Here is a 23,807-nt window from a genome sequence, read left to right on the forward strand (position 1 = left end):
GCTACTCCCGTTTACTTTCTGGCCTAATAATTATCACCTGAGTTGGAGGGATTTTAGTGCCTCCCTCAAAGCCGGGTTTGCCTGCCCCCACTATAATGCCACCATTTTTCTCTAGGTCAGGATAACCGATCTTTTGATTCTGTGTTAATGGTGCAGTTGATGAAGATTTACATTCGATGCAAGAAAGCCCACCATTCCCATCCCTCGTCATAATATCAACCCTGACGTTTGTGCCACTGCCTGTTTTGATTGTAATCTCACGTGCCGATTCTCGTTGTCCCTTTGAGTATTTATTATACATTTCATCTTCGAATGATTTGCCCTGCTCATAATTATTACGTATTTGATTAGATGCGTTGGGTGATTCAACTGATGCTTTCGTCTTTCCGTCAAAGACATAATACCCACCACTATTGCTATAAATAGTATTCCCATTTGAATCTGACTTACCAGTACTTGTGTAAACTCCGCCTTTCGGTCCGACAATTTGACCAGACGAAGTAGGACTGTAGCCTGCAGGCAAACTATCGGTTTTTATGGGAACTGCTACTCCAAAAGCATAAGTAAGAGGATGTCCCTGCTCGTCTCGTTTAGGCTCAAGCCCCGGGGTAAGAGTGAAAACATGAATTGGCCTATCACCCATTTCTTTTTCATGTTCTTCATTCTTATCCCCGAATAAATAGCTATCAATTGATCCAAGAGCGTTATTCTCAGCCGCATTTTTCCCCGCCTGAGCGCCCGCTATTGCTCCTGATGCACTGCCGTTTGCCAGACCGCCAGCAAGCCCCGCGGCCAGCGTTCCGAGTGCGCTGATAGTTTGCTTCTGCTCTTCACTCAAATCTTTCCGCGCGATACCCGGATACATCTCCTGAGCTATAAATTCGCCCAGCGCTGCCCCACTGGCACCGGACAGCGCGCTATTGCCTTGAGCCTGTGCAATGACGGCGCCCACAACCGCATGCGCCATCAGATTTGCTGCGGTATTCACCACTTCCTTGCCGTCAGGGCCTGTTGTGGTGGTATTTTTGTGGATCAGTTCGGCGAGGTAAGGGGCGGATGCGCCAGCCAGTGCCGCTTTAAAATCTCCGCCAGCCAGTCCCTGCACTGCTGCGGTGGCCGCCTGAATCCCCTGCTGTAATGAACTTCCGGTACCTGAGTCAGCGATTGCTTTTTTGTACTTAGGTGTCGCTTTAAGGCTCTCAATATAGGCATTACGTACTTTTTCAGACGCGCCTTCAGGTGCGGGGCCTTTTACCTTCTGGGCTTCCTTCAGCGCACCAATCTCGCCCTGTGTACGAGCAATATCCGCCACCTGGCTGCCAATCTCGCCAATCATCTGCGCGGTTTGCAGTCGCTGCTGTTCTTTCTCTTTGTTAAAGATCGGGCTGATGCTGTCGTTGGCATGTGCCGTGTCACGACTCAGCGTGGCGGTATCCTGCTTCTGGTTAGCCTGATCGCGCACCACTATCGTACCGTTAGCCACAGCTGACTGGGTAGTCCCTTCAGCATGGCCTTTATCGCCTGCACCTGCCAGCATGGTGTTTGCCATATTACCGGCAAACTGACCGCCCAAGCTGGCACCTGAACTCATGCCTATACCCTGGTGCTCGGTTTTGTAGTCGGCCTCGTTACGCAGATCGGTAAAGCCCAGTGTACCGGTATCCAGACGGTTTTTATCCGCATCGGCCTGACTGGCGATGACCGCACCGTTAAGCTGTGTATGGTTGCCCACCGTGACATCAAAGCCGCCATTGCCAGCATAAAGACCGCTTTGCTCCTTCACGCTGTCGAAATTGCTGTGCATCTTGTCCTGGCTGGCGTTGATATACCCGGACCCGGTCATGGAGCCAAAGGTAAAGCTGCCGCCTGCACCAAAACTGGACTGCTTCGAGTCGTATTTGTCGCTATCCTGCAGGCTGGTAATGGTCAGATCGCGGCCCACATCCGCCTTCACGCTGTTGCCATTGACCTGAGCGCCACTCAATGTGGTATCGCGACCGCTGCTGATGGCAACCTTGCCGCCGCTGTCCAGGGTCGTTTCGCTCCAGACCGTGCCGTTGCCTTTCTCATTGCCCTTAGCACCATTGACGCTGGCAAAAACGCTTAATCCCGCACTGCCTGCCCCAACGCCGAAGCTGACACCAATGCCGCCCCCGCTGCTGCTGTTTTTACCTGTGGTTTGCTGGGTGTTTGCCGCACCGGTTAGGGTGATGTCGTTTGCCGCCTGTAACGTCGTATCGCCGCCTGCTTTCAGCTGACTACCAGAAATCACCAGATTGCCGCTATCTGGCCCCTGGCCTTTGCCCGTGGCATTGATACTCAGATTACGGCCTGCATTGATCGTTGAGCCGTTAACCGTGTCTGACTGCTGATGCTGCTCCGATTTCGACTGCTGGGTAGAAAGTGAAATACTGATGCCGATGCCGTTATTAGGATCACCCTGTACCTGAGCAAGCTGACTGGCCTGATTCGCCTGCACGCCAGACAAGACCGCCTTGGTTGCCTGAAGCGCGGCCAAACGACCATCGCTCTGCTGTTTGGCTGACTGCGCCGCAGCGACTGCACTGTTCACGGCTTCCGCTACCGCACCAGACAGCGCCAGCGTTAAACCACTGGTACGTTGCTCTGTTCTTTCATCGTGAGTACGCAGATCGTGTCCTGGTGTAACAGTAACGCTATCACCCTGGAGCGCCATATTACCGCCCGCCACCAAATCGGCACCGTTAACCTGCAACTGCTTGCCAGCGGTAATTGAAACATTCCCTTTAGTGCTGCCGACGGTACTGATGCTCTGGCTTTGCGTTGTCCCTTTATCGCGCATCTCCTGCAGTGATTTACTGCTACCGATGCTGATACCAATGCCGCCCGTTCCCATCAGGCCGCTCTTTTTCGTTTCCGAAAAACGCCAGGTGGAATCGGTATTAGTTGCGGCAGCAATATCGACATTGTTACCGGCATCCAGTACCACATTGGCATCACCAACGACCTGAGAACCTTTTACCAGCAGGTCATTACCTGCTTTAACGGAGACATTGTTGCCGCTCAGCAAGGTGCCTTTTTCATTCGTCGCACTGTCTTCCTGAATGGTGTGCGTGGTCTTTTTACTCAGGAAGCCTTTTTTAGTTTTGGTTTCTTCTTTGTAGTAATAATCGCTTTCGGTCGCGGTATTCAGGTTAACGTCGCGCCCGGCCTGGAGGGCGATATCCTGCTTTGCCGTCACATCGGTTGCTTCGGTATTGATATCGCGACCGGCTGCCAGAGAGGTACTGCCGCCGCTGGCGATCTCGGTGCCCTGCTGACGCACGGTTTCACTGATAACAGTTTTCTTGTCGCTTCTCTCGCTGTAACCGGAACCGGTGGCTTCGGCATTCAGGTTGATATCACGGCCCGCTTTCAGCGCGGCGTTGCCGGTAGCGGCGATGGCGGCGGCCTGACTGTTGATATCCTGACCCGCAGCCAGGCTGAGATTACCGCCGCTGCTGACAGAGGTGCGATCCAGACTGGTGGAATGGGATTCTTGGTTACCGCGCCTATTGCTCTGGCTATTAACAGCACTATTAAGATTGAGATCGTTGCCTGCTGCCAGCAGAGCGTCATTTGCAACATTAAGATTACTGGCCGTCACATTCAAATCATGGCCTGACTGAATTGCCAGATTATGACCCGCTGAAATCTGGCTGGCCGTGTTGGTAACGTTTTGATTACCACTATTCTGGTAGTCAAAGGCTGATGTAACTTGCTCCCCTTTAATGGCAATATCGTGCCAGGCATTGACTAGCAGATCACCACCAGCGTTGAGATTGGCACCTATAATATTAATATCGTGACCAGATTTAAGACTAAGGCTATCCAGCGATGCGATAGTTGCGGAAGGACCAATGAAAGTCTGGCTTGCTGAAGTGATATTTTTCTTATCGCCAGGAATATTGGATTGCCATAACGTTGTCGACGTCGTGTTATTGATATCGCCATTTATACTCTCAAGTGAGACCTTTTTTCCACTGATATTCGAACTGACGTTGTTAATATTATTTATCGCTGTTAGTTGTAAGTTTTCACCAGCATAAAGCATGCCGGCATTGAGATTATTTATACTATTCTGGCTGTTAACACTCAGATTATTTTTAGCAGTGATAGTGCTGCCACTATTAGTAATATCACCGCCGGAAAGCGCCACATTGTTACCTGCAATCACGCTGCCGTCATGCATTTCCACATCTTTGGATGATAAATAGACTTTCGGCACCATTACCGTCTCGCCATTTATCGTCGTGGCTTCCCACCAGACCATACTTTTATCAAGCGAGGCTACCTGCTGCGCAGACAATGACACACCAAACTGTAATCCCAACGCACGCTGAGCAGATGCCGCGTTATCCATTAAATAGCGCATCTGATCCAGTTCGGAACCAATGCCATTCAGATAACGGCTGCCGGTCTGGTTCAACACCACATTACTGACATAGCGCGTATCAAAGGCCGCATCACCAAGGAAACGGTAATCATAGTTTGGCTTGAGGCTCAGCCGATCAAGCAGATAAGACGACCCCAGGAACGTGGTTTTATCGGTATAAAGCTGACGGCTTTCCTGCGGTGCCTGTCCCGGTTGTCTGCCAAGCAGCGCGTTAAGATCGCCAAACAGGCTGTTATCCAGTTGTCCCAGACCGTTAAGTTTCGGATTGAGAGTGATTAAATAGGGACTTTTACTGTTACCAAAAACAAAATAGCCATTATCGCCAGACGGAATCGGATAGGCGCTGGTGTCCACACTGGCTGGCTTATAACTGCGCAGATTTGCTGTGCTGACTGAAGGATCGGAAATCAGTCTACCTGACTGACTTAAATCGGCACGACCAAAGCTATCCGATGCATGAGTAACAAGTGAGGCCTTATCAGGTGCGCTGCTATCCAGTGAACTATTACCATTGACCTGCTGCAAGGCGCCCTGAAGCTGATCGCGCCACTGCGGCGAATTTACCGCGACCTTATCGGTTCCACCGATCTGCTGACGCTGTTGCGTGCCGACCCCGCTTAATGCAGACAAACCTTGCAGATGAGGTGCCGATAATGTGTTGCCAGTTCTGCCTGCGTTTGGTGTTAAGGCTGTATTACTAATATTACCGCTAAAATTTGCGGATATATTACCTCCAGCCTGAATAACTGAACGTAAAGCCTCACCGCTCAAGGTAGTTTCTTGTTCAGGTGCTGAAGAAAGATTATAAACAACTTTACTGATTTCGGATCCACTCATACACCCACAATATGAAGAATATTTGGGAAGCGCCTCAGAGCCAATAGGACCATTATATTTATAAGTGAGATATGTTTTTTGTACTCCATTAAACCACGATTGATTATTTAATGTATTTCCACTCAGTGTAATAGCGCCATTAGCCAGAATGAAGCTTGCTAAGTTATTAGCCTGACCAGCAAAAACATCCAAATTATTGCCCGAGGAAATTCTTGCAATACCACCGTCTGCATTAGCTGTTAAAGTAGTAGTTTCAGTTAGAAATCGTTTCACTGCCCCCTTAAGATTAGGTGCGGAATAGATATATGTGGTTTCAGAACCATTACCTTTACCTTCGCTTCCACCATGACGTATTGTCTTAGTGTAATAACCAATTTCGTCAGTTGGGAGCTGTCCGAGGTAATAAGAAAAAGATGCTTGTCCAACTTCCTTGGGTAATCCTGATGTTTTTTGTGTACTTTGATCAACTCTTAAGCCATCACGTTGGTTAAGAAGGTTACCCGTTCGGATTGTAATATCCCCACCCTGCGTCTCAATCGTCCCAGAGGTGTTGATCACTTCCCCGTTGGCATTGCCCGCGCCATCGCGCTGCATCCACAGGCTGTTGCCCGCCAGAATATCGCCGCGCTGGTTACGGATGCTGTTGGCAAATAAATAGAGATTCTGCCCGGCGTAAAGCAGTGCCGTGTTGACCAGGCTGCCTGGCGTGCTGATGGTCAGGTTACCGAGCGTGCCGGTAAAACCGTCCAGGGTGACATCGCTGCGGCTGTTCAGGGTGACGTTGCCGCCGCCCTGCAGCGTGCCAGCGCCGTTCATGGCAATACGGTTGCCTGTCAGGCTGCTGTCAGCGCCGCCGGTGGTGATCTGGCCGTTGTTGGTGAGGTCGCCGCCCGCATTGAGCGTCACGCCCTGGCCCTGCATTGTACTCTGGTTTTCCAGCGAGCCGTTGCTGTTAAGCGTCAGCCGGTTGCCTGCCGCCAGCGTGTTATGACTGACGAAGCTGTTCGCCAGATTCAGCACCGCATCGCCCAGCGCCACAACCTGACCGAACTGATCAAAACCGTTACTCACCAGCGTCAAACCACCGCCGCTGAACAGCCCTCCCGAACCGGCCAGGTTAACCTGTGCGGCATTCACATTCAGTTGTCCGGTGCCAAGTACGGTGCCGCTGTTACTGAGGTTCTGATAGTTAACGGCCAGGTTGCCGCCCTGCGCCATGCCCTGGTTCTGGAAATAGGTGCCGTTCAGGGTGCCCTGTTGATCGGCAAGTAGCGTGCCGTTATTGGTTAAACCGGACGCATTCAGTGTGAGCTGTCCGGCCTGCAGCCAGCCATTATTCACCAGTTGCGGTGTGGTAAAGGTCAGCGCGCCGCCAGCCAGTAATCTGCCGTTGTTGGTCGCAGAGTTGGTGGCATTTACGGTGCCGCTGGCCCCCTGAATGAGACCATAGTTATAGAGATCCGGCGTGGTCAGCGTTAGCGCGTTCTGAGAAACAAGGGTGCCATTTGCGGCGTTGGTGAGATGCCCGGCGGCGCTGAGCAGCAGGTTATTGTCACCCTGCAGGCGGCCCGCGTTATCTAACACACCGGTGTTAATCTGAAGATCGCTCCCCTGAATACGGCCCAGATTATTCAGCGATGCCGACTGCAGGCTGATTTTTCCGGCACTGAGCAGGTTCTTATCCTGCTGCTGTGTCAGCGCGCCGTTGAGTTGCACGGTAAGGCTGTCCGCGCCGGTAATTTCCCCGTTATTGTTTAGCGTGTCGCCTTTCAGGGTGAGGTTTTTAGCCACCCATTGACCCTGATTCGCCAGCGTCAGCGCCTGTAAGGCTGCTGTGCCGTTGGCAGAGATCTTGCTGCCTGCGGCGGCATCCAGCCTGTCGCTCAGGGTAAGTTGCAGGCCATCGGCACTTTGAATCGCTCCACCGTTGGCCAGTTTTGCCGCATTCAGCAGGATCTGTTGCCCCTGCCACGATCCGTTGTTGGTGACGTTATCGGCTGTAATCGTTAACGCGCCCTGCGTGAGAAGCTGTCCTCCCGCGTTATTCACAAGTTCACGCGTCGGCGCGCTCTGCGCCAGCAGCATTCTGAAACGCTGGGGGGCCGGTCCAAGCGTCAGGGATTTCAGACCGATAAGGTTGCCCTGGTTGGTCACTCTGGCGGGAGTAACCGACAGCGTATCGCCCTGAATGGCGCCGCTGTTGTTCAGCGAACCGCCGCTAAGCGTCATGGCTTTTTCGGCGAGGACAGAGCCGGTATTCACCAGATGTTGCGCACTGAGTTGCGCACTGCCCTGACTGAGGAGTGATCCCCCGTTATTAAGATCGTTGTCAATCGCGGCGGTAAGATCGCCGGTGCTCAGCAGCGATCCCTGGTTTTGCCAGCTGCCGGCAGTGATCTGGGCATTACCGCCCTGCAAGGTGCCGGCCGTGCTTAATGTTGCCGCGCCCAGCAGCAGATCGCCACCACTTAACGCTCTGCCTGCTGAAGACTGGCTGAGATCGCCGGTGCTGAGTGCATCCAGGGAGATGGTGCCCTGCCACAGGCCGCTGTTGCTGAGCGACCCGGCACGCAGCGTCAGGCCGCTTGCCATGATTTTGCCGCTGTTAAGCAGGCTACCGGCATTCAGGCTGGCGTTACCGCCCGTAATCAGGTTGCCGCTGTTATCCAGCAGCCCGGTGGTTTGCCCGTCCAGTGTGCCGGTGCCGTTAACAGTGCCGGTGTTTTTTAAGGTACCGAAGCGGTAACTGAGCTGGCTACCCTGCCAGGTTCCTGCGTTGCGAGCGTCCGTACCCTGCAACGTCAGCACGCCACCGGTAATCAGTTGGCCGCCCGCAAGGTTATCCAGCTGACGGAACCCTGCCGTCAGCGCATTATCGCCCTGTAACAGCCCCTGGTTTTGTAATGTATCGCCCGTTATCTGTAATTGCTGCCCTGCAACGATACCGGCATTAGTCAGTGACTGCGCCTGTACCTGCGCCAGCTGACGCGCCAGCAGCTTGCCGTTTACGCCATTATTCAGCGTGCCGGTCAGCGCGGTATTCAACGCGTCCGCATTCACCTGGCCGTTGTTCGTAAAATCACCGCCGTTGACGCTGAAGGTGCCAGCCACCTGTAACAACCCATCATTCACCAACTGGACAGGTGCCAGGCTCAGTCCGCTGCCGCTGACAAGCCGACCATTCGCCAGGTTAGCCATCTGATCACTGGTGATAGCCAGAGCACTGTTGCCCTGTAGCAGGCCAGCATTACTGAGCAGCGGTGCCTGAACCGTTAACTGATCGGCAGCAAGCGTGCCCGCATTGGTTACTTTGCCAGCCTGCAGGTTCATTGCCTGCTGGGCTGTCAGGGTGCCACCGTTGTTAAGCTCCCCGGCCACAGAGGCGGTGATATTTTTTGTGGCCTGTGCACTACCGCTGTTTTGCCAGCGTTGGGCAGTGACAGCAAGATTATCGCCCTGCAACTGTCCCTGGTTATCCAGAGAGGATGCCGTAATGTCAGCACGACCCGCCGTCTGCAACTGTCCTGCGGTCTGATTGCTCAGGCTGCTGCCCTTCAGGCTCAGCGCCGTGTCGCCCTGAATCAGGCCGCTGTTGATCAAATCCCCCTGGAAGGCCAGCACTTTTGCCACCAGCCAGCCGCTGTTATCGGTTGTGTCACCCTGCAGCGTGACGCTTTGCTGACCCAGTATCTTTCCGCTGTTGGTGAGGGTTTTCGCCTTCAGCGAGGCATCGCCTGCGCTGAGCGCATTGCCGCTGTTTTGCCAGTTGCCCGCCGTCAGAGCCAGTTTATCTGCCTGAATTAATCCCGCGTTATTCAGGTCGTTGCCGTTAAGCGTCAGCTGCCCTGAGGTCAGAAGCTCGCCGCCCTGGCGGTTATTCATGGTGTCCACATTCAGGTTCAGGCTGCTGGCGCCCTGAATTCTGCCTGCGTTATTTAACGTAGCGGCCGTGAGCTCAGACTGATTCGCGGCAATCTGCCCACCGTTAGTAAGCTGGTCGTTTGTCAGTTGCAGTGAGCCTGTCGCCAGCAGTTTGCCATTTGTGAGGTTGGTCAGTTGACCGTTGTCAGAATGAAGCGTGTTGGCGTTGATTTCGCCATCGTTGACAAGACTGTTGCCGCTCAGGTGCAGTGCACCCTCCGTGCTCAGCAGCCCGCTGTTGCTGAAGTCAGGCAGGTTGAGCGTCAAATCGCCCGCCGTCGCAATACTGCCCTTTTTTAAGTTAGTCAGATGCTGGCTTAATAACGTCAGATTCTGCGTACCCTGCAACAGACCGCTGTTGGTGATAGCGTCGCTGTTGAGGACCAACTGTGGTGCCGTCAGCGAACCGCTGTTGTTTACTGATGCGGCTCCCGCCTGCAACTGTTTTTTTGCCACCAGGGCACCGGTGTTTATCAGCGTACCGGCGGCAGTGAGGTTAATATCCTTACCGCTGCCCGTTCCTGTATTACTCAGGTTTGCGGCGGTGGCCTGTAACTCACCGTTTGCCACCAGAGAACCCTGGTTATTCAGCGCGCCTGACGCGTTGAGTACAATGCTATCGCCGCTGCTTTTCCCTGCGTGCGTCAGGTCCGTTCCCGCAATTTGCAGTTGTTGCCTTGCCGCCTGCGCTCCCTCCAGCGCGATCTGTCCTGCCCGCAGGTCAATGTTTTGCCCCTGTAAATGCGCCGTCGTTCCGGTATGTAAACTGCTGCTTGTTGATGTCAGCGCGCCGTCGGCGTTGACGTCACCGTTGATATCAACCTGCTTATTTACCTGAAGCGCAATATCACCCTGACTGGCAGTTGAAGCACCGGCTGCGCTGCTCAGATTGTTGCTACGGATTGCCAGGCCCGAGCGCCCGGACAGGCTACCATCCTGAAACAGATCGCCCGTTGACAGGGTTAACGCAGCATCACTCAACAAACTGGCGCCCTGCCCATTGCTTATGCGATCGCGAAAAGTTAAAACGCCGTCGCCCGTTGCCCCAAGCGTACCCAGTTGATCCAGCGAATTGCCGTTCAGGGTCAGTAAACCAGCACTCTGAAAAGTCCCGCTGTTACGTAAGGCACCACTTTTTATGTCAACACCGCTTCCCTGCAATGTGCCCCTGTTGTCAAAACTGTTGCTGACAGCATTCAACTGTCCTTTAGCAATGAGCGTCCCGCTGTTTTCCAGCGTGAAGCCATCCAGCGTAATAGCATCACCACTCTGCAAAGTCCCGCCGTTGTTCAGGCTCTGACTTTTAATCCTGACGTCATTGCCCTGCAGAATGCCCTGGTTTGCGAACTGGTTGCCGACCGCAGTGAACTGCCCCTTAGCTAACAGCCCGCCGGTGTTACTGACACTATAGGCATTCAGAGAAAGGCTATTGCCCGCTGTTAACTGTCCCGCATTATCAAACTGACCGGCCGGGTCCAGGCTTAAGCCGCCGGTGAAGTCTGGCTGCGCGTTGAACGAGATGTTATTTGTGGCATTGAGCGCACTGCCGCTGTCCAGCGACAGGCTGGTCGCGGCAAGGTTGATGCTGTCACCGGCCATTATCTTGCCGCCGCTGACTTGCAGGCGATTGCCGCCCTGCAATGAAACGGCACCATCGCTTCCCAGGCTCCCGTTATTCAGACTGATACCGTTTTGTGCGGTTATCGTCGCCGGGCCAGACGCTTTGTGTTCGCCGCTCAGCTCAACGCTTTGCGCACTGGCGGTTAACGCCCCGCTGCTGAGGCTGTTATGCACCGCCAGTTTCCCGTTCGCGTCCAGGGTGATATCGCCCTGTCTGGCGAGTAAGTTACCCAGATTGACGCCAACGCCTTTTTCGCTCGACACCAGATGAATGCGGTTGGCGTACATGCCGCCCAGCGCACTGGTATCAACCGCCACGCCGGGTGCAGGGCCTTCTCCGCTAATGGGCGTTACCGATCCATCCTGTCCGACGCGGTTTGCTCCCAGCGTCACGGTGAGATCTTTGGCGTGGATACCGGCATTAATTTCCGTTGCGCGCGCCACAATCGACACGGCATCGGCTTTACTGCCGTCCAGTCCCTGGCCCTCGATGGTAATGGTACCTTTACTGACCTCCAGTGCGGCCAGGTTGCCGTTGGCATCAAACTGCGGTTTACCGGTGGTCAGCGTCACGTTCGGCGTATTGATAAAGCCACAGCCGTTACAGGTAATGCCGTAGGGGTTAGCCACCATGACATTGGCGGCTTTACCGGCCACTTCGGTATAGCCCTGCAGCTGTGAACGATTAGCGCCCACCACTTCGTTGATAATGGCGCGCGCTTCCTGACCGGCTTTGAGGTTGGGGTTATTCTGGATCAGGCCGCCGAGCTGGGTCTGCGTGAGCTGACCCGTGGCGTTATTGAGGATAAGCCCCTGTTGCCCGACGTTATATTGATCGTACTGGTTATGAGAAATGCCCGCCTGATTCGGCGTCGCAATATTGACCACAGGCACGCCATTGCCTGCCGTGTCCATCTTTGTCCCCGGCGTGACCGGTGTGATCTCTGCGGCCATTACTGGCAGCATTGGTTGCACCGCCACCAGATAGCAGATGAGATAGCTGAGCGCGCGACGGGCAAGGGAAACAGGCTGACGATCGTCCATAATCAGTTCCTCTTTTTAGAAAACCAGCCCGACGCGGGCGTAGATGCTGACGTGATCCGGCTGTAAATAACCGGGATAGCTGAGCGGAATGCCGACGGTATACTGGGTGTAAAAATGTTGATTGCGGGTGCCAAGTCCCACGGCACCGCCCCAGAGCGTGCCGGTAAACTGTTGGTTTTGCGGATCGCTTCTCAGCCAGCCGCCGTCCACCGCAGCCAGTGCCGTGACGTCACCCAACCCCGGCAAGGTGAACAGGCTGTAATCCAGCTCATTACGTAAATAGCCGCCGACATCGCCCGACAGGTATTGCTCTTTAAAACCGCGCACTGAACTGTCACCGCCCAGCGTAAGTCGTTCACTGCCGTAAAGCGTGTCGGGCGACCACTGTCCGTACAGGCTGCTTAGCCACCACAGTTTGTTGGTCAGAGGTTTTTGATAGCTGGCGCTGATGCTCCACTTACGAAACTCTGCTTTCGGCAGGTTACCGTTTTTGCCTTCATCGCTTTCGGCATCAAACCACGGCATGCCGCGGCTAAACGACGGGTTAAGCGTGGCAACGCCACCAGCAATTTTCTGGGTATGGTTCAGGCCAAACTGCAGGCTGGATAATTTGCGGCTGCTGCTCACTAACGGCGCATCATTAAGGTAGTTGTGGCTGGAATAGTGATTCAGCCCAATCTGCACGCCGGTTTTGATATCGCCATTGCGGAACAGTACCCATGAGCCGTTGAGGCGATGCGCAATGTTGTCGCCGTTGCTGAACCATGTGAAATCGTTATTGATAAAATGGCTGTGGTAGTTGCTCCAGCTGTAGCTGTAATCCAGCAGGCCATAGCCATAAGGCACGCTGACGCCGGCCTGCAGGTTTTGCGCATCGCGCCAGTGGCTGAACGCGCTGCTGCGTCCGCCGCTGACAAACCAGCGGTCCGCCAGCCCCAGCAGGTTATTGCCGGTCAGTGACGCGTTAAGCTGGCCCACGCCGGTGCTGCGCTGTCCGCTGTTATCGAAACCCAACGTTGCGCTGAGGGGAAATTCAGGTTTTGCTGTGAGATTAACGATGGAATAACCCGGTTTAGGTGATGGCTGAATTTCAATCTGCACGGGCACCGTTCGTACGCGGTTAATCTGCTCCATGCCCTGCTCAATATCGCGCAGGTTAAGGATTTTGCCTTCCAGCCCCGGAAAGACCATGCGCAACAGGCGTGGATGTTTATCGTCCAGAATGATGGTATCCAGTTTGCCTTCCAGCACGGGAATAATAAGCTGGCCGGAAGTCAGGTCCTGTTCTGTTAAAAAGGCGCGGCTGGTAATATAGCCTCTTTGCATATACCAGTCGGATATGGCATGTACCAGGTTATTAATTTGCGTTAAGTTCAGGCAACGATTGACGTAAGCAGACGTCAGCGACTGTTGCTGGCTGGCGGAAAGGAGCGTGGCGTTGCGAATGACGATCTGGTGAACGGTAAAGCAGCGGCCTGCCGCATCAGAATCGGGTGCCGGTGCAATATGAGGCGACATCGCCTGCCAGAGTGCATCGCGCTGCTGCTGATCCTGTTGCAGGCGTTGCTGCTGCTGAGTCTGAATAAAATCGCGATCGCCCGGCGTCAGTGGTGCAGCCAGTGCACCTGCCGTGATGAGCACCGCGCTCAACGCCAGCCACTTCCCTGTTTTTATTCTCATAGGTACGCCCAATGAAAAGAAATGTAAGTTTTTTGTAAAGCAGCGAAAGCATAATATCACCTAAACTATTAGAAAATTCCGGATAAACTGAAAAGACGACAGGTTTTTAAATATTTAATTTAAAGGACGAATCATATTTACCTTAAGACAAATACCCTCAGAAAAATATTCCCCTAACTAAAATGCAGCCCTCCCTGGTATTCCCCAATAAAAATAAACATGAAATTTACAGGCAGCCTCTGCCTGAGATGCATTGATGTAAATACATTTATTTATGTTTTCTGCTTGAAATATCGAGTGATTACTGGCTAAAAATGCGTCAGAACGTAAAGGGATGCGTTGAATTTAAAAGGGCGGGAGAGAGAAATCTGACTAAAAATTTGAGTGACAGCCAAATAAAATAAAGCCCCTGAGTCACGCATCAGAGGCAAATAAAAACCGAGCTATAAGCTGCTCACGCGCGGTCCGTCGGCATCAATCATTAGCCTGTCCCCCGGCTGAATAATATCCAGTACTGCGCCCTGCTGGCAGATAAAAGCGATCCCGGCCTGCTGAGCAATAATCGCAGCATGAGAAAGCGCACTGCCTTCCCGCAAACAAATGCCTTTTACCTGTCGCGCATCCAGACTGACGACCGCAGAAGGAAAGATGTTGTCGGCAACAATAATCGCCGGGATGTCTGGAGTCGGCATCCTGATGTCACTGCCTTTCAGATGGCAAAGGCTACGATACAGGATGTCTTCGATATCAATAAAACGCGCTTGCAGGTAGGCATCGTCCAGTTGCTGGTATTGCTCGCTCAGTTCCATAAGCACCTGATACCAAGCAGATTCCGCGCAACACTGGTCGTTGCGAATGACCTCACAGGCAGCGTCAAACAGGTCGTCATCGTCCAGCAACGTATGGTGGCCTGAGAAAATAGCGGCCACCGAAGAACCATATTTTTTCTCTGCCAGTGTAGCCAGCGCATTCAGGTCGCTGAGCGTAGCCGCGATTGCCTGTTGCAGCCGCCGATGCTCATCTCCGACATCGCTGCAGTGATACCTGGCAGGCTGCGCCAGCGGCAAGGGATAAAACACCGCCTTACCCTCGATCTTTTCGATGGCGGAGGCCGATGTTTTTAGTAACATCGACTCGGAATGCTCGCCAAAGTTTTCCGCCGCAAGGGATGCAAACGCCGCCAGGGCGCGTTCGGCATCGGGCCCACTCGCCGACAAGGTGACGGCATCATTACAGCGCACCTGCAGCAAGGCGATTTGATTGATACTGTCTGGTTTAACACACTGGCCCTGCTTCTCTAATACAAGTTCCGCGTTGAGTCCTGCCAGGGCAGCAACCAGCCGTGAGGCAGGACGAACGTGCAGGCCATGATGATTCTTGATGATGACCGTTACCGAACGGGCATCCGGATCGCGATCCGTTGTGGTCAGTGTGGTGGTGTGCACGGCAGGGATTATGCCCAACTGGGCCTGCTTAGCCTCCAGCGCATGCATGGCAACCTCAATAACCTTGTCGATGTCGGCACCTGCGGCAGCACTGACGGTCGCGGCCAGTGTGCCCTCCACCAGCGGTGCCGCACACAGGCGCACTTTGGCAGCGATGGCAGGATCGAGCAGATCAAGTGCCGTTTCAGCACTTAACAGAGCACTTCCCATATCCATCATCACCAGAACATGATCGGTATCCGCCGCCACAGACTCAATGGCCTCCATGACTTTCAGCGGATCCGTGCCGATGGGATGATCAGGATCGTCAATGCCGGCGGCGACGGCCAGCTTGCACTTATCGCCGGTTAACATTTGCCGGGCCAGCATTTCTACGCCTTCCCCCAACATCGCACTGTGGGACACGATCACCAGGTTTACCATTCGCTTCTCCTTACTCCCGGGCGGCGGCGGCCAGCATTTGCACCATGAACATGACCGAGGTTGCCCCAGGGTCCTGATGACCAATACTGCGCTCGCCCAGATAACTGGCGCGCCCTTTACGGGCCTGCATCGTAATGGTGGACTGGGCGGCTGACTCTGCCTGTTCGCAGGCGGCATCCAGTGCTGCACTCAGCGACACATTCTGCTCACTGGACTGACGCAGTGACTCCACCACGGCGAGCCAGACGTCACACATGGTTTTATCACCCGGCTCAGCTTTGCCGCGGTTGATCACCCCTTCTGCGCCCTCACGTATCATCTGATACAGTTCTTCCAGCGTCAGGCTCTGATGCGCCTGGGTAACCTGAGCCGCACGAATAAAGAACGTACCAAACAGCGGCCCGCTGGCTCCTCCTACGTTTGAGAGCAGCGTCATACCGGTATTTTTGAGAATAAAACCGATGTCTTTATCTTCAATAGAAGGCAGTTTCTCAACAACCTTGCTGAAGCCACGATGCATATTTAAGCCGTGATCGGCATCGCCGATTTCGCGATCCAGGCCGGTAAGAAAATCACTTTCGCGGGTAAAAACCTCGCCACAACGGTAAAGCCAACGCACAATTTGGGAGCGGGTAAGTGACATGTCGAACTCCTTAATGGCCCCAGTTCAGGGCAGGTGTATGAACCGGCGCATCCCACAGCGCCAGAGAATCATCATCCACACTCAGCAGCGTGATGGAAAAGCCCACCATATCCAGTGACGTGCAGTAACTGCCCACCAGGCTCCGTGCGAGAGTGATGCCATGTTCTTCACAGCGTTGCGCCAGGCGGTTATAAACACCATATAGTTCTGACAGCGGCGTCGCGCCCAGGTTATTGACCAGCGCAATGACGTTGTCGCCGCGCGTCAAGGCCTGCTTACTTTGCTGCACCTCTTGCCAGGCGCCGGCGTTTAAATCCCAGTGACGCAATGTGCGGCTGTAGGTGCCATTCTCCAGCAAAGTTTCGAACATCTCATCGACGGTGTTATCCAGCGAAGTAAAGGTGCGGCGATCGATACCGGGTTCACCATGAATCCCCACACCAAACTCCATTTCATTATCCTGGAGTTCAAACGAGCGTTTTCCTGCGGCAGGCACGGTGCAGGCACCCAGTGCGATGCCAATGGAATGACCACAATTGTTGAGTTTTCTCCCCAGCGCAGCGCAGGCCTCAAGTGAATCGCCTCGCTCTGCGGCGGCCCCCACCAGTTTTTCAATCAGCACGGTGTTCGCTACGCCACGCCGTCCCGCCGTATACAGGCTGTCTTTGACGGCAACGTCATCATCCACAACGATCGTCGTCACTTTTACGCCACTTTCATGCAGTAACTCGGTTGCCGTTTCAAAGTTGAGGATGTCGCCAGTGTAATTTTTGATAATCATCAGCACGCCTTCACCGCCGTCAATCTTCATGGCGCACTCAAACATTTTGTCTGGCGTGGGCGAGGTAAAGATTTCGCCGGGACAGGCACCGGACAGCATGCCATGGCCAATAAAACCACAGTGCATTGGTTCATGACCGCTGCCGCCGCCGGAAAGCAGCGCAACCTTGCCTGCCACAGGCGCATCGGCTCGCGTCATACATACCGGGTCCTGATGAAGCGTCAGTTCAGGATGGGCCAGCGCCAATCCTGCAAGTTGTTCACTCAATACATCTTCCACTCGGTTAATCAGCTTTTTCATTATTCATGCTCCGTCGGAGGCGGTGTGCTGTCGTCTGTGCCTGAGGCAAAGACAACCCGATTGTTGGGAAATCCTGACGGCGGGAGGCCGCTCGTCGATGCACTGATTCTCAGGGAGTTCAGGATAAAAAAAATGTCAGCCAGAAGGGTTTCATAACGGAACAATATGATGATTTTTATGTTCCATAATGAAACATCATGCGCGGCTATCGGGTAAAAATGAGAGGCAAAGCAGGTAATGATTCCCGTGGTGACAGGCAAATCCCACTGACTAAGCACGATTTTTTGGGCTGGCTATGACATTGGCGTTTTAACCGCGCTTATCGCGGTATCGTTTTGCCATTTTAACATTGCCGGGGACGATCCCGATCGCAACATCACTTTTTACCGTGGTTTATTGTTCCAGTATGAAACATGGAGGGCGGCAAGGTGTTCCATATAAGAACGTTGCCCGCAAAACTTTTTCACCCCACCGTCGATCGTAGAGTGAGTAGCGACGTCGGCCATCATCCGGCTTTCATGTCCAGTTAAGCCAGAGAGAGACGCCAGCGTACACCATGCGAACATGTTCTTACTTGAGGGTGAAAGGAATGCCAAAAATTATCCAGTCTCCAGCCAAATATATTCAGGGACCCAATGCCGCCCTGTCCTTTGGTCAGTATGCAAAGGATCTGGCCGATCGTTTTTTTGTGATTGCAGATGATTTTGTAATGAAACTGGCGGGCGATAAGGTCTTGAGCGGCCTTGCCGACCATGACGTCAGTTGCCATGCAGAGCGCTTCGGCGGGGAATGTTGCCGAACTGAAATCGACCGCCTGATGGCGTTAGCAGAACAGAACGGCTGTCGTGGCGTGATCGGCTTAGGCGGTGGTAAAACGCTGGATACTGCCAAGGCGATTGCCTGGTATCTCAAACTGCCTGTGGTGGTGATTCCCACTATCGCGTCAACCGATGCGCCCACCAGCGCACTGTCTGTGATTTATACCGAAACCGGTGAGTTTGCAGAGTATCTGATCTACCCCAAAAATCCCGATATGGTGGTGATGGATACTACGATCATTGCTAAAGCACCGGTACGCTTACTGGTAGCAGGAATGGGCGATGCCCTGTCGACCTGGTTTGAAGCAAAAGCGTGTTATGACTCTGGCGCAACCAGCATGGCAGGCGGCAAATCCACCGCCGCCGCGTTAAGCCTGGCGCGACTGTGCTACGACACGCTACTGGCTGAGGGCGAAAAGGCACGCTTTGCGGCCCAGGCTGGTGTGGTGACAGAGGCACTGGAACGTATTGTTGAAGCCAATACTTATCTCAGCGGTATTGGCTTTGAAAGCAGTGGCCTTGCCGCTGCGCATGCCATCCACAATGCGTTTACCGTGCTGGAGGAGTGCCATCATCTTTACCACGGTGAAAAGGTCGCTTTCGGTACGCTGTCACAGTTAATTCTGCAGAACAGCCCGACAGAAGAGATCGAAACCGTGCTGGCCTTCTGCCAGAAAGTAGGACTGCCTGTTACCCTGGGGCAGATGGGCGTGAAACAGGATATCGAGAAAAAAATTCGGGCGGTTGCCGACGCGGCCTGTGTGGAAGGGGAAACCATCCACAACATGCCGTTCCCGGTTACACCAGACAGCGTTTATGCGGCGATTATCACTGCCGACCTGCTGGGACAGCAGTGGCTGTCGCGTTAATCTGTCACCGGTAAACCGCTGGCCCAATCAGTAAGGGCACCAACTTCCCCTTGGCCGCGTCTGCTAAGGGGATTTTCTATGGTCTTTTAGCGGAAATGGATATGACAGCGTTAACTCCCGATAGCGATAAGGACGTTTCTGCGGTGATCACTCAGTCATGGCAGCGTTGCAGTAAATATATGCAGCGGGATAACTGGCAAACGCCACATCAGGCGCAGGGATTAACCTACGAATCAATTTGTCGGCGCAAAACCGCCTTACTCACCCTTGGTCAGGCAACACTTGAGGATGCGTGGGAGTACATGGAGAACCGGCCTTGTGCCCTGTTTATCCTGGATGAATCCGCCTGTATTTTGAACCGCTGTGGTGATGCACAGACGCTGATGCAGCTTGAGGCATTAGGTCTGCACGACGGCAGCTACTGTGCTGAAAGCATCATTGGTACCTGCGCCCTGTCGCTGGCGGCTTTAGAAGGCCAGCCAGTAAAAACCCACGGCGAACATCACTTTAAACGGGCGCTCCATGCCTGGTCTTTCTGCTCAACCCCGATATTTGATAATCATGGCCGTTTATTTGGCTCTATCGCGCTGGCCTGTCTGCGTCAGGATCAGGCGTCTTCTGATCTTTCCCTCACGCTGTCTATCGCCCGGGAAGTGGGTAATTCGCTATTAACAGACAATTTATTAGCCGAATCCAACCGCCATCTGAACCAGCTTTATGGCCTGCTGGAGAGCATGGATGATGGTGTTATGGCATGGAATGAGCAAGGCGTTCTGCAATTTCTGAATGCACAGGCAGCCCGGCTGCTGCATCTGGATGCCTTAAGCAGTCAGGGGAGGAACATTGCTGACCTTATTACCCTGCCCGCCCTGTTGCGCCGGGCAATTAAGCAGGCGCAGGGATTAAAGCATGTGGAAGTCACCTTTGAGAGCCAGCATCAGTTTGTTGATGCGGTGATTACCCTGAAGCCTATTGTTGAAGTTCAGGGCAACAGCTTTATTTTACTGCTCCATCCTGTTGAGCAGGTTCGTCAACTGATGACTCGCCAACTGGGAAAGGTCAGCCACACCTTTGAACAGATGCCAGAACAGGATGCGGACACGCGGCGTTTAATACATTTTGGTCGTCAGGCCGCCAAAGGCAGCTTTCCCGTACTGCTGAGTGGAGAAGAAGGCGTGGGCAAAGAGCTGCTGAGTCAGGCTATTCATAACGAAAGTGACCGGGCGAGCGGGCCCTATATTGCCGTTAACTGTCAGTTATATGCCGACAGCACGTTGGGGAAGGATTTTATCGGTAATGCGCCCAGCGAGGAGGAAAATGGTCGGCTGAGTCGTCTTGAGCTGGCACACGGTGGTACGTTGTTTCTGGATAAAATTGAGTATCTGGCTCCTGCCTTGCAATCGATTCTTTTACAGGTGATCAAGCAAGGGGTTTTGACGCGTCTTGAGGCACAGCGGTTAATCCCCGTTGATGTGAAGATCATTGCCACCACGTCGGTCGATTTAGCACAACGGGTGGAACAAAATCGTTTTAGCCGCCAGCTCTATTACGCTCTGCATTCGTTTGAAATCGTTATTCCTCCTTTACGGGCGCGGCGTAACAGCATTCCCACGTTAGTCACTCACCGCCTGCGCCGACTGGAAAAACAGTTTTCATCCCGGTTTAAACTTGATAACGACGCGATGGCAAGGTTAGTCAACTATGGCTGGCCGGGTAATGATTTTGAATTAAACAGCGTCATTGAGAATATCGCTATCAGTAGCGAGCACGGTCACATTCGGTTGAGTAACCTGCCTGAGTCTTTATTCGCTGAACAGCCTTATAGCGAAACGTCCTCTTCGTTATTACCGGATAATTTATCGTTTAGCGCGATTGAAAAAGAAGCCATTATTCATGCCGCCCGTGTTACCCACGGTCGGGTGCAGGAGATGTCGAATCTGTTGAATATTGGACGCACGACCCTGTGGCGAAAGATGAAACGCTATGCCATTGATGCGAGCCAGTTCAGGCAGAAATAGTGGGGGAATTAGCCTGAGTGGGGGGCTGTTCATGGCTTTGCCTGCCTGGGCGGCATCCAGTCATGTAACTCTGAGAAGGTTTCGCTCGCCAGGCAGCGGGCAGTTTCAGTCCGCCCCGTGCGGGCGACCGACAAGGGGCCGCCAGTCGCCGCGGCCCCTTGACCCCGGGCTGCCGGGTTGCCAGCCTGAGCGGCGTTCAGTCATAAAGCTCCGAGAAGGTTTCGCTCGCCGGGCGGCGGGCAGTTTCAGTCCGCCCCGTGCGGGCGACCGACAAGGGGCCGCCAGTCGCCGCGGCCCCTTGACCCCGGGCTCCCGTCCTGCCCACCCGCCGCTGCGCGGTCCCTTCGCGGCTTCAGGATTTCTGCCGGACCGTCAGGACGCGCCGTCCCTGGCGCGGCCTGACTTTCGCCGACGTCCTGTCGGCTCATCCGGAAATCCTGCATCCGCTCAGCGGGACGGGAAGGCCGGCCCACTCCCCCGCTTTGATACCTGTGCCAAAACTACTTTCCGCGTCGCTTCAGATGTCAGAAAACATCGCTTCAGATGCCAGAAAAGCTTCACATCTTATTGCTGTTCATTTTTTCATTTTCGTCAGGCTTCCCTGTCTTCAGTTCTGATTACGCATGTTAATAACAGGCGAAGCAGTATTTCGGAAAAATATAAGCCCTAACAGGCGAGGGTTTGCTGGAGGCATCCGGCGCGCAGAGGAAAGAACGGAGGCCAGGACGGCGCGGCAGGGACGCCGCGACGAGGACGGCTGCGCCACGGAGGGCGCATCCGGACGGTCCGTCAGGCCGCAGTGAGTGACGAAGGGACAGCGACGGCTGCCGGACGCCGGGATTGTTAAGGGGCTGGCGCGAGCCCCTTAACCCGACCGCCTGCCCGGACAGGCTGAAACTCCCCGACGCCTGGCGGGCGGAACATACTCAGTGCAAAACGGTGTCCCCACCGCCTCGCGGGCGGAACATGCTCAGAGCAAAGCCGCATCCCCACCGCCTGCCGGGCAGAATATGCTTAGTGCAAAACCACAAATCCCCCCGGCGGGCAAAACCCATTCAATACAAATCCTCAGGCAAAGCCGCACCAAATAAAAAACAGGTTCCCACAGGCGAGGGTTTTCCGGAGGCATCCGGCGCGCTGAGGAAAGAACGGAGGCCAGGACGGCGCGGCAGGGACGCCGCGACGAGGACGGCTGCGCCATGGAGGGCGCATCCGGACGGTCCGTCAGGCCGCAGTGAGTGACGAAGGGACAGCGACGGCTGCCGGACGCCGGGATTGTTAAGGGGCTGGCGCGAGCCCCTTAACCCGAACGCCTGCACGGGCAGGCTGAAATTCCCCGACGCCTGGCGGGCGGAACATACTCAGTGCAAACCGTAGCGCTCGGCCCGTGCGGAATATGCTCGGAGCAAAACCCTATCCCCACCGCCTCGCGGGCCGAACCATTGCAAAACCGCTATCGACACCGCCTGGCGGTCTCCACCGCCGCCTTCTCCGTCGCCTCCACCTCACGATACCAACGCGGATGGTGCTTCCGCGCCCAGCGACGACTGACTTTACCCTCAATCATCCCGGTAATTGAGCCTTTAACCCAAAACGCCATATAGATATGAATCAAAATGGCATGGATCAGCACGATCGCGGCTGCGGCATGGATCAGCAGGCTCCAGCGGATAACCGTGATGGGGAAATACGCCGCAAAGTAAGGTCGCCAGATAATAATGCCCGTCACCACCAGCACCACGATCAAAGACATAATGGCCCAGAACATCATTTTCTGGCCTGCATTATATTTACCTACATCGGCCACTTTGTGCTCATTGCCCTTGAGCACTTCGACAATGCCTTTTATCCACGGCATATCCTGCCTGTCTGGGATGTTGTGACGAACAAAGCGCACAAACATCACCATCAACAACACGAAGATCAGTACACCAAAAAACGGATGTAAAATCCGTCCCATCTGCGGTGTGCCGAAGGTTGCAGTGAGCCACTGTAGTGTTGGAAAAAACAGCCCAAGGCCGGAAAGCGCAACCAGAAAAAAGCTGATCACCACGGTCCAGTGGCAGGCGCGGTCGATAAATCGGGTACGCAGGATCATGTTGCGCTTACTCATGATCGTTCTCCTCTTCATTATCCGTCTCGTTATTCGGCCCTATGCCCACATAGTGATAAATAAGCGCGGCAAAGGTCGCAATAAATCCCGCAGCGGAAAGCGGTTTGAGCACGCCCTTCCATACATTAACTGGCGTAGCGATTTTTGGATCGGCGGGAAGATGGTGGTAAAGCTCTGGCTTGTCCGCATGGTGCAGAACATACATCACGTGCGTCCCCCCGACGCCTGGTGGGTTATAGATACCCGCATGGGCATAGCCACGTTTTTTAAGCTGTGCCACGCGCGCGTCTGCCACGCTCAACATCTCTTTTTTGCTGCCAAACTGAATGGCACCTGTCGGGCAGGTTTTTACACAAGCCGGTTCCTGACCCACACTCACCCTGTCCACACAGAGCGTGCACTTATAAACGCGATTATCATCGGGATTCAGCCGTGGCACATTGAACGGGCAACCGGCAATGCAGTAACCGCAACCGATACAATGCTCAGACTGAAAATCCACGATGCCGTTAGCGTACTGAATAATCGCGCCAGCAGAAGGGCAGGCTTTGAGACAGCCCGGTTCCGCGCAGTGCATACAGCCATCTTTGCGAATTAACCACGCCAGTTTGCCCTCCTGCACAGTTTCGCTGAAGCGCATTACCGTCCAGGATTTTGCACTTAAATCCATCGGATTATCGTAGACACCCGTGCAGTGACCGACTTCATCACGGATATCATTCCATTCTGAGCAAGCCACCTGACAGCCTTTGCAGCCAATGCAGGTGGAGACGTCGATAAGTTTTGCCACTTCGGCCTGAAAGTCCCGCGCCTGCGGGGGCGGCGTTACGCTGTTGGTCGCCGAGCGTTGAATAATATCCTGAGATTGCATAGACATGGGT

General features: G+C 54.1%; 9 protein-coding genes. 2 read left to right on the plus strand and 7 right to left on the minus strand.

Features of this window, described 5'->3' with window-relative positions:
* Position 1: 1 nt before the first annotated feature.
* The 5 genes from CMR03_RS16345 to dhaK all read right to left on the minus strand — a co-directional run bounded on the left by CMR03_RS16345 (position 2) and on the right by dhaK (position 17,108).
* Positions 2 to 11,836, minus strand: coding sequence for a hemagglutinin repeat-containing protein (locus tag CMR03_RS16345; protein WP_096012041.1), 11,835 nt, complete (start codon positions 11,834 to 11,836; stop codon positions 2 to 4).
* 15 nt (positions 11,837 to 11,851) lie between these two features.
* Complete coding sequence (locus CMR03_RS16350; RefSeq protein ID WP_096012042.1) at positions 11,852 to 13,516, minus strand: ShlB/FhaC/HecB family hemolysin secretion/activation protein; 1,665 nt, start codon at positions 13,514 to 13,516, stop codon at positions 11,852 to 11,854.
* A gap of 443 nt (positions 13,517 to 13,959) precedes the next feature.
* On the minus strand, positions 13,960 to 15,384 hold the full coding sequence (gene dhaM, locus CMR03_RS16355; RefSeq protein WP_096012043.1) for a dihydroxyacetone kinase phosphoryl donor subunit DhaM: 1,425 nt from the start codon (positions 15,382 to 15,384) through the stop codon (positions 13,960 to 13,962).
* A gap of 10 nt (positions 15,385 to 15,394) precedes the next feature.
* Complete coding sequence (gene dhaL, locus CMR03_RS16360; RefSeq protein ID WP_063878571.1) at positions 15,395 to 16,027, minus strand: dihydroxyacetone kinase subunit DhaL; 633 nt, start codon at positions 16,025 to 16,027, stop codon at positions 15,395 to 15,397.
* A gap of 10 nt (positions 16,028 to 16,037) precedes the next feature.
* Positions 16,038 to 17,108 carry a dihydroxyacetone kinase subunit DhaK gene (gene dhaK, locus CMR03_RS16365; RefSeq protein ID WP_063878570.1) on the minus strand — a complete coding sequence of 357 codons (1,071 nt, stop codon included), beginning with the start codon at positions 17,106 to 17,108 and terminating at the stop codon, positions 16,038 to 16,040.
* 589 nt (positions 17,109 to 17,697) lie between these two features.
* Between dhaK and CMR03_RS16370 the strand changes: the two genes are divergently transcribed.
* Entirely contained in the window at positions 17,698 to 18,795 is a 1,098-nt protein-coding gene (locus CMR03_RS16370; protein WP_096012044.1) for a glycerol dehydrogenase, read from the plus strand.
* Between the two features lie 101 nt (positions 18,796 to 18,896).
* Complete coding sequence (dhaR, locus tag CMR03_RS16375) at positions 18,897 to 20,813, plus strand: dihydroxyacetone kinase operon transcriptional regulator DhaR (protein ID WP_096012064.1); 1,917 nt, start codon at positions 18,897 to 18,899, stop codon at positions 20,811 to 20,813.
* Positions 20,814 to 22,266: 1,453 nt separating this feature from the next.
* On the opposite strand, the gene fdnI is transcribed toward dhaR, so the two are convergent.
* Positions 22,267 to 22,926 (minus strand): formate dehydrogenase-N subunit gamma, encoded by a 660-nt coding sequence (gene fdnI / locus CMR03_RS16385; RefSeq protein WP_063878568.1) that lies wholly within the window; start codon positions 22,924 to 22,926, stop codon positions 22,267 to 22,269.
* On the minus strand, positions 22,919 to 23,803 hold the full coding sequence (gene fdxH / locus CMR03_RS16390) for a formate dehydrogenase subunit beta (RefSeq protein ID WP_096012046.1): 885 nt from the start codon (positions 23,801 to 23,803) through the stop codon (positions 22,919 to 22,921). Before fdxH ends, fdnI begins: the two co-directional genes overlap by 8 nt.
* Between the last annotated feature and the right edge of the window lie 4 nt (positions 23,804 to 23,807).

It is taken from the genome of Pantoea allii (genome assembly GCF_002307475.1).
Classification (GTDB): domain Bacteria; phylum Pseudomonadota; class Gammaproteobacteria; order Enterobacterales; family Enterobacteriaceae; genus Pantoea; species Pantoea allii.

What these genes read in the sequence shown, in the direction of transcription:
- dhaL (WP_063878571.1), bottom strand. Translation starts at nt 16,027, where the DNA reads ATGTCACTTACCCGCTCCCAAATTGTGCGTTGGCTTTACCGTTGTGGC.
- dhaM (WP_096012043.1), bottom strand. Translation starts at nt 15,384, where the DNA reads ATGGTAAACCTGGTGATCGTGTCCCACAGTGCGATGTTGGGGGAAGGC.
- dhaK (WP_063878570.1), bottom strand. Translation starts at nt 17,108, where the DNA reads ATGAAAAAGCTGATTAACCGAGTGGAAGATGTATTGAGTGAACAACTT.
- dhaR (WP_096012064.1), top strand. Translation starts at nt 18,897, where the DNA reads ATGACAGCGTTAACTCCCGATAGCGATAAGGACGTTTCTGCGGTGATC.
- CMR03_RS16370 (WP_096012044.1), top strand. Translation starts at nt 17,698, where the DNA reads ATGCCAAAAATTATCCAGTCTCCAGCCAAATATATTCAGGGACCCAAT.
- CMR03_RS16350 (WP_096012042.1), bottom strand. Translation starts at nt 13,516, where the DNA reads ATGAGAATAAAAACAGGGAAGTGGCTGGCGTTGAGCGCGGTGCTCATC.
- fdnI (WP_063878568.1), bottom strand. Translation starts at nt 22,926, where the DNA reads ATGAGTAAGCGCAACATGATCCTGCGTACCCGATTTATCGACCGCGCC.
- fdxH (WP_096012046.1), bottom strand. Translation starts at nt 23,803, where the DNA reads ATGTCTATGCAATCTCAGGATATTATTCAACGCTCGGCGACCAACAGC.
- CMR03_RS16345 (WP_096012041.1), bottom strand. Translation starts at nt 11,836, where the DNA reads ATGGACGATCGTCAGCCTGTTTCCCTTGCCCGTCGCGCGCTCAGCTAT.